This window comes from Halopseudomonas phragmitis (assembly GCF_002056295.1).
GTDB classification, from domain to species: Bacteria; Pseudomonadota; Gammaproteobacteria; order Pseudomonadales; family Pseudomonadaceae; genus Halopseudomonas; species Halopseudomonas phragmitis.
In genome coordinates this window covers 4,028,673-4,035,153 of sequence record NZ_CP020100.1, presented here as the reverse complement: position 1 = coordinate 4,035,153, position 6,481 = coordinate 4,028,673, and the positions used below count along the sequence as shown (strand labels likewise).

10 protein-coding genes are annotated in these 6,481 nt (G+C 58.6%); 4 read left to right on the top strand and 6 right to left on the bottom strand.

Annotated features, from left to right (window positions below; translation table 11 throughout):
- Positions 1 to 45: 45 nt before the first annotated feature.
- The 6 genes from BVH74_RS18680 to BVH74_RS19075 all read right to left on the bottom strand — a co-directional run bounded on the left by BVH74_RS18680 (position 46) and on the right by BVH74_RS19075 (position 2,488).
- The gene (locus BVH74_RS18680) at positions 46 to 315 is read right to left on the bottom strand and encodes a pyocin activator PrtN family protein (protein ID WP_080051561.1); all 270 of its coding nucleotides are present in this window, start codon (positions 313 to 315) and stop codon (positions 46 to 48) included.
- Positions 312 to 683: a hypothetical protein gene (locus tag BVH74_RS18675; protein WP_155121748.1), complete on the bottom strand. Its 372-nt coding sequence runs from the start codon at positions 681 to 683 to the stop codon at positions 312 to 314. The genes BVH74_RS18680 and BVH74_RS18675 overlap by 4 nt, the downstream gene beginning before the upstream one ends.
- The gene (locus BVH74_RS18670; RefSeq protein ID WP_177344562.1) at positions 680 to 970 is read right to left on the bottom strand and encodes a phage antirepressor KilAC domain-containing protein; all 291 of its coding nucleotides are present in this window, start codon (positions 968 to 970) and stop codon (positions 680 to 682) included. Before BVH74_RS18670 ends, BVH74_RS18675 begins: the two co-directional genes overlap by 4 nt.
- Positions 963 to 1,205 carry a hypothetical protein gene (locus tag BVH74_RS18665; protein ID WP_080051558.1) on the bottom strand — a complete coding sequence of 81 codons (243 nt, stop codon included), beginning with the start codon at positions 1,203 to 1,205 and terminating at the stop codon, positions 963 to 965. Before BVH74_RS18665 ends, BVH74_RS18670 begins: the two co-directional genes overlap by 8 nt.
- Positions 1,202 to 1,480 carry a hypothetical protein gene (locus tag BVH74_RS18660; RefSeq protein ID WP_080051557.1) on the bottom strand — a complete coding sequence of 93 codons (279 nt, stop codon included), beginning with the start codon at positions 1,478 to 1,480 and terminating at the stop codon, positions 1,202 to 1,204. The genes BVH74_RS18665 and BVH74_RS18660 overlap by 4 nt, the downstream gene beginning before the upstream one ends.
- Before the next feature lie 255 nt (positions 1,481 to 1,735).
- Positions 1,736 to 2,488 carry a S24 family peptidase gene (locus tag BVH74_RS19075; RefSeq protein WP_080051556.1) on the bottom strand — a complete coding sequence of 251 codons (753 nt, stop codon included), beginning with the start codon at positions 2,486 to 2,488 and terminating at the stop codon, positions 1,736 to 1,738.
- Between the two features lie 138 nt (positions 2,489 to 2,626).
- Between BVH74_RS19075 and BVH74_RS18650 the strand changes: the two genes are divergently transcribed.
- The 4 genes from BVH74_RS18650 to BVH74_RS18635 all read left to right on the top strand — a co-directional run bounded on the left by BVH74_RS18650 (position 2,627) and on the right by BVH74_RS18635 (position 6,209).
- Positions 2,627 to 2,836 (top strand): transcriptional regulator, encoded by a 210-nt coding sequence (locus BVH74_RS18650; RefSeq protein ID WP_308417521.1) that lies wholly within the window; start codon positions 2,627 to 2,629, stop codon positions 2,834 to 2,836.
- A 208-nt stretch (positions 2,837 to 3,044) separates the two neighbouring features.
- Positions 3,045 to 3,533 (top strand): phage regulatory CII family protein, encoded by a 489-nt coding sequence (locus BVH74_RS18645; RefSeq protein ID WP_080051554.1) that lies wholly within the window; start codon positions 3,045 to 3,047, stop codon positions 3,531 to 3,533.
- Positions 3,526 to 3,735 (top strand): TraR/DksA C4-type zinc finger protein, encoded by a 210-nt coding sequence (locus tag BVH74_RS18640; RefSeq protein ID WP_080051553.1) that lies wholly within the window; start codon positions 3,526 to 3,528, stop codon positions 3,733 to 3,735. The genes BVH74_RS18645 and BVH74_RS18640 overlap by 8 nt, the downstream gene beginning before the upstream one ends.
- The gene (locus BVH74_RS18635; RefSeq protein WP_080051552.1) at positions 3,732 to 6,209 is read left to right on the top strand and encodes a bifunctional DNA primase/polymerase; all 2,478 of its coding nucleotides are present in this window, start codon (positions 3,732 to 3,734) and stop codon (positions 6,207 to 6,209) included. Before BVH74_RS18640 ends, BVH74_RS18635 begins: the two co-directional genes overlap by 4 nt.
- The last annotated feature ends 272 nt before the right edge of the window (positions 6,210 to 6,481 follow it).

Genomic DNA, 6,481 nt, shown 5'->3' with positions numbered 1-6,481 from the left:
GGGTTCTCCTTTGCCTTTGGTAGGTTGGTAGGCCATTGGCTGTGGTTAGGCCGCGTCTGCGGCTTTGGTGGTGCCGGATTCCAGTTGCTGGTCGAGCCAGCGGGCCAGGTCCGGCAGGTTGATCACCCGGGGTGCACGCTTTGAGGGGTGCAGCCGGCTGATTTTGATGTTTACCCGGCCCTCGGCCACTTCACGCAGCAGGTGCCGGTCTGTGTTGATGTGCGGCAGGTGGTCGGCGCGCAGTTCGGCCAGGGTGAGATATGGCCGGGTGTAGCGCCGCCGGAGCTGCTGCAGGGTGTCTGTCTCTTTGCTCATGCGCTCACCCGCTGGCGTGTGCGGACGAGTTCGGCCAGCCCCTCGGGGGTTTTGGCCTGGATGGTCTGTAGGGCGTGCGTGCCGTCCATGATGGTGGCAGTGAGCATGCCGGTGGTGGTGGGCGCTACGGTGACGCTCAGGGGCGGTTTTACGATTGCGCTGACGCAGCGGTAGGCCTCGGCCAGTTGGAGGGCTTCGCGGTCGATCAGGCGCAGGTGGTCGAGCGCGTCGCGGCCTGCGTCCAGCGCTATGTCTTTGTTGACAGCGGTGGGGTGCTCCAGGTGCAGGGCATGCAGTTTGAGCGCGCCGATGGCGGTGTCGAGCAGGTGCAGCACGGGGCGGCTGGTGTGGTTGGGCATGCCCATCATGCGGCCCCCTTGTCCGTGTTGGTGATCTGCACGCCCATCTGCTGGGCGAGCCAGCGCAGGCCTTTGGGGGTGACCAGGGTGACGCCGTACACCTGGCCGTTGCCCTGGTTCCAGAGTGGGTTGCCGGTGTGGGTGCGCAGGTCGATGACGAAGCGGCCAGCGTCTACGTCTGCCTGACGGGGCAGGCGCTGGTGGTCGAGAATGCCGCGCTCTTTGAGCTGCTTGATAAGCCGGTTTTTGCCGGTGCCGAGCAGGCGGGCGGCTTGCTGCAGGGTTAGGTTAGGCATGGTTGGCCTCCTGCAACTCTTGGTGATGGGAAGCATTCAGAGCCAAGGCGCCGAGCCGTTTTGCCTGCTCGTAGGTGATGAATCCTGCTGTGCAAGCCATCCAGATTTTTCCGTGGGCAATGCCGTAATGGACCCCTCGAAAGTGGGCGCTACCGCCAGGAGGAGCATTGCGGAGGTCGATGAGGCTGCCGCGGATCTCGGTCAGGACTTCCTCGCGGGTTTCGGCTGTTGTCATGCAGCACTCTCCAGCCGGCCATTGGCGCAGTCCTCAATCCAGCGCTGGGCGCTGGTGGCTAGGGTGTGCTTGGCCTGGCCGGTGGGCAGGCGGATGCTGTTGACGGTGCCGGCGGCACGCAGGGTGAGCTGCACGCGACCTGGTTGATGCTCAACCCGGAGTTGTGCAGGGGTGCGCATGCCGGCTGCGGTTTGCAGGTAGCAGGTGACTGAGGCCTGTGTTAGCTCGATCCAGGCTGACAGCAGTGCGCGGCTGGTGGCGGTGAGTTTGATCATGCTGCGTCACCTCCGGTTGGGCCGGTGGTGGTGCGGCGGGTGAGGCTGGCAGCAGCTCGGTTGCGGCCGACGACTATCAGCAGGCCGGTATGGGCGCAAATGGCCCGGATAGTCGCTGGGTTACTGGCTGCAGCCGGGTGCAGGTAGATTTTGCATTGTGTAGACATGGCGTTGAACCTGTGTGGTAGGTGGGTTCAACGCAAATATACCTAATGGTAAAACTCTATAGCAATACCTTTTGGTAAATATTTAGGATTAAAGGAGGACTGAGTACCAGAATACTTTCCCAATCACTCGGATTTTTTCGTTTACGTAGCTTGGGTCGTAGATTTCATCGGGGTGCTCTGAGCTGTTGTAGCTGTGGATGCGTAGGCCACTGCCGGGCTTGCGATAGAGCACTTTGATTCTGAGTTGGCCGTCATGATCAATGGCATACATCTGGCCGTCTTTGATAATGGTTTGGGAGGTGTCAATCCCGACCGTTGTGCCATCTGGTAGCACTGGCTCCATGCTGTTCCCGGTGACTGTGGCGCATGCTGCGCATTCAGGGGTTATGTTCTTGCGCTGGAGGGTGCGCCGCCCAAAGCGGAGCTTTCTGCCTGTTGTTTCGAGCATAACTTCTGAGCCCGTCCCTGCTGATATCTCGACTTCTTTGAAAAATGGCAGTTCTATTTCGTCCTCGCCCAGCGGGGTCTCGTCGTCCCAGGGTTCAACTGGGCTGAGACCATAGTGCGTGGTTGGCTCTGATACCGAAAATGACTGGCGTTCTTCGGTGCTGTAGCCGATGGGGGAGTCCAGGGCGAGAGGTGATAAGTTCAGAGCTTTTTCTATGTGTCGTGCAATTTTCTCCCCGATAGGTTTGCTGTGTTTGTTCTCAGGCGGTAGCAGGCAGCGGTTTATGTAGCTCGCCTGGCGTTCGACTGCCGCTGCAAAGGCGCTCTGTTTTCCAGAGAATTTGGTTTCGATAATGGCCGCAAGGTTGGCGCGCCGGATGTCATGAATTTTCATCCGTTGATGATCTCTATCTATTACTAGAAAGTAAATTACCTTACGGTGTTGACATTTATTTACCAAAGGGTAAACAATGCAATCCGGTTCGGCATTTCATGGGAGACGCCTATGGGACTCTTGGAGTACATAAGGCCAATGACCAGCGAGCAACTGGAGGCTTTTGCTTTCGGTTGCGGTACGACTCCCGGGCAGATTAAGCAGGTCGCATACGGTCGCCGGGCGAGCGCTGAATTGGCTATTCGTATTGATATTGCAAGCGGTGCTGCGGTCACTTGCGAGGATATCCGCCCTGATGTCGATTGGGGCTATCTGCGCAACAGCAATGACTCGAACAAGGCCGCGTGACATCGCTTGTATGGGTTATCGGTGATCAGTGATGGAGGTTTTTGCCATAACAAAGTCCTTGTGTAACTAGCAAAAAGGGTTGGCCGGGCGGTCCACCTACCACAGTCTCCCGCCCGGCCGACGACACAGCCATGTCTGAATGCGTCGTGAGTTCAATCATAGGGGATGCCCTAACGGTTGGCTACGGCGTTAGAGGGGATTTAACGCCATGAGCAGAGCAAGTTTGCTGCCTGATGCGCCGGTGCTGCCGGATCTGGATCAGGCCATTTACCTGGCAAGCCGGGATTACCGAGGGGGCCAGACGGCCCTGGCTTACTCGGTTGCTGTAGACCCGGGGACCTTCCAAAAGAAGGTCAGCATTTCAAACACCACCCACCGTCTGAGCCTGGCCGAGTTTATGGCTGTGGCTGAGGCGACGGATGACCCGCGCATCGACCAAGCCTATGCCCGCCAGCGTGGCGGGCTTTTCTTTCGCCCAACGCCAGTACCGGCCACCAATGGCGCGCTGCAAGCCTTGGGCAAGCTGCTGGAGGCTGAGGGGCGGTTTGTGTCAAGCCTGGGCTACGGCGTTGCTGACAATATCTGGGAGCGCCATGAGGTCGAGGACCTGGAGCGCCATGGTTATGCGGTGATCGCTAAGGTGCTTGGCATCATGGCAGGTGCGCGGCAGGCAATGGAGGGCGAGGCCAATGGCTGATTTCTGCGATATCGGTGCCGAGCGCACTGAGCAGATGCTCAGTGATGCGCTTGAGGCCCGCCGTCTGCGGGCCGCTCGGCCCGCTATTGACCACCATTTTTGTCTGGACTGTGATGCGCCCATTCCACTCAAGCGCCGCGAGGCGCTGCCTGGGGTGGAGACGTGCGTGGATTGCCAAGGGTTGCGGGAGCGGCGCAAATGACTGAAAAGCGAGAAGCCCCCACCAGCACGTGGGCGCGGCGGTACATTGAGACGTTTGGCCTGGCACTGGTTTCAATTGAGCCTGGTGAAAAGGCGCCCAAGGGTATGGGCTGGAACCAGCCTGGCGGTTACCACACTGATCCAGAGTCGGCCGAGGGATTTTGGCAGCGTCACCCGCAGCACAATCTTGGGGTGGTGCTGGGCCCAAGCCGGGTTTGTTCTCTGGATGTGGATGATGTGGAGTGGACGCGCTATGCGCTGCGCGAGCTCCTGGGCGTTGATTTGGATGCGATGGCAGACAGCAACCCGACCGTTGTGGGTAACCCTCAGCGGTTTCGGGTGTTGTTCCGTGTGCCGGCGGGGGTGGAGCTGGGCCGACATTCGCTGACTTGGCCGCACCAGTATGACCCGGACGGGTCGCGCTTCAAGGCATTGCTGGCAGAGGCCAAGGCCGCCAAGGAAGCGGGCGATGCGGAAGCCGAAGCGCAGGCCAAGGCCGAGGCGGACAAGATCAAGCGATTCACGGTGTTTGAGCTGCGCGCAGGGCTGGTGCAGGACGTGCTGCCGCCATCAATCCATCCAGATACTGGCAAACCGTACACCTGGCGCACTGCGCCGGACGCGGACGCTGGTCTACCAGTGTTGCCGCAGGCGCTGTTGGCGGTGTGGTTGAATTGGGATGCGTTCAAGCGTGATGCGCTTGCCGCCTGCCCATGGGTGCCCCGGCCGGCTGCGGTTGTTCGTCACCCGGCGAGGGCTGCACCCCCGCAGTCTGGTGGTGGCGGGGATGTGATCGAGCAGTTTAACCGGGCGCATGACGTGGAGAGCCTGCTGGCAGCACACGGGTATGAGCGCCGGGGCAACAAGTGGTTGGCACCGAGCAGTTCCAGCGGACTGCCCGGTGTGACTGTAACGGATGGGCGGGTTTACTCGCACCACGCGTCTGACCCGCTGTGCAATGACCATCAAAATGATGCGTTTGACGTGTTCCGGATTCTGGAGCATGACGGCGATGTGCGCGCCGCGACAAAGGCGGCGGCGCAGATACTGGGGTTGGACAACCGGTCAGCCCGGCAGAGTTTGCCGGCGGTGAGGGATGATGCGCCTTTGCTTGGTGCTGATGATCTCCCCGGCGCCCCCTCTGGTGTGTGCGATTCATTGGCCGATGCTGAAAATTTGCCGCCCGCGCTCACACACGCTGGGGGGGAGGGGGTGTTCCGGATTGGGGCGCAGGAGCTGCTGAATGATTTTGTGCTGATCTACGGCACCGACCTGGTTTGGGATTGCAACCGGCGGCGGATGGTGAAGATGACGGCTTTGCGTGAGGTAGTTGGACGCGAGAGGCTGAAGCTTTGGCAGGAAAGTACCAGCAGGCGGGTGGCGGAAGATGTGGTGTTTGACCCGACTTGTGCATGTCGGGCGACTCTGTTGAATCTTTATGATGGGTTCAAGCTAACCCCGGATGAGCGCGGCAGGGAGGGGTGCGCGTTGATCCTGGCTCACCTTTGGCGGCTCTGTGGGTACCGTGAGGACGAGTATTTCTTTTTGCTGCGCTGGATCGCATATCCGCTGCAAAACCCAGGGGCAAAGATGTCGACTTCTATCGTCATGTTTGGTGCTGAAGGGCCTGGTAAGTCGCTTGTATGGGAGAAGGTGGTCAAGCGAATTTACGGCGAGTACGGTGTAACGATTGGCCAGGCGCAGCTTGAAAGCCAGTTCACTGGCTGGCAGTCGCGAAAGCTCTTCGCCTTGGCCGAGGAAGTTGTGAGCCGGCAGGAAATGCGGCACTACAAGGGGTTGCTTAAGCACTTGGTTACGGGGGAGACCCTGCAGATCAATGAGAAGATGCAGAGTCTACGGGAAGAAGCTAACCATCTGAATTTTGTCTTTCTTTCCAACTCAACGGTTCCGCTTGAGTTGGATGATGGTGACCGCCGTTATATGGTGCTCTATGTTGATAAGGTGCCGCCTCAAGGTTACTTCGACAATTTGCTGGCTGAGATAGCGGGGGGAGGGACCGAGGCGTTCTATCACTATCTGCTGAACTTGGATATGACTGGCTTTAATGCTCATACTAAGCCGCCCCTCAATGCGGAGAAGGAGCAGTTGATTGAGGGTAGTCTGACTCCCGCCCGATATTTCATTCGGATCTGGTTGCGGGGGGAAACGGACTGGCCGGTGGGTGCGGTGGTTGCGGGTGACCTGTACCGGGCTTTCTGCCGGTGGTGTGAGCGGGCCAATGAGTTTAAGCGCCGGGAGCGCGAGTTCTACCAGGAGGCTATGCGCGATATGCAGCAGGTGCGCAAGGATATCCACTACCCGCACGAAATGGACAGGCACCGGACATGCCGTATCTATTTGCCCCCTGCAATGGCGGCCAGAGAGCAGGACAAGCAGTGGCTGGCCGAGGTTGGTGACCAGTGCAGGGTGTTTCACAAAGCTGTGAGTGAGCAGGCAAGGAGCTTGGCGGCGTGATTTTCCGACATTCCGACAGTATTCAGACACTTGTTCAGACGCTTCGCATGGGCTCTATTCCGGGCATTCCGACGCTCAGACGCTTTTTTTCGGATGCTCTCACGCGGGCGTGCGCGTGAATGTATTTGTGCGTTTTATCTTTCTGACTGTCTGATTATTAACTAAGTTATTGTTTTTTAATTAAATATTTCCAGACAAATATTCAGACAGTATTCAGACAGAAGAAAATACATTGTCTGATTTATGTTCAAAGAGAGAAAAAGGGGATTGAT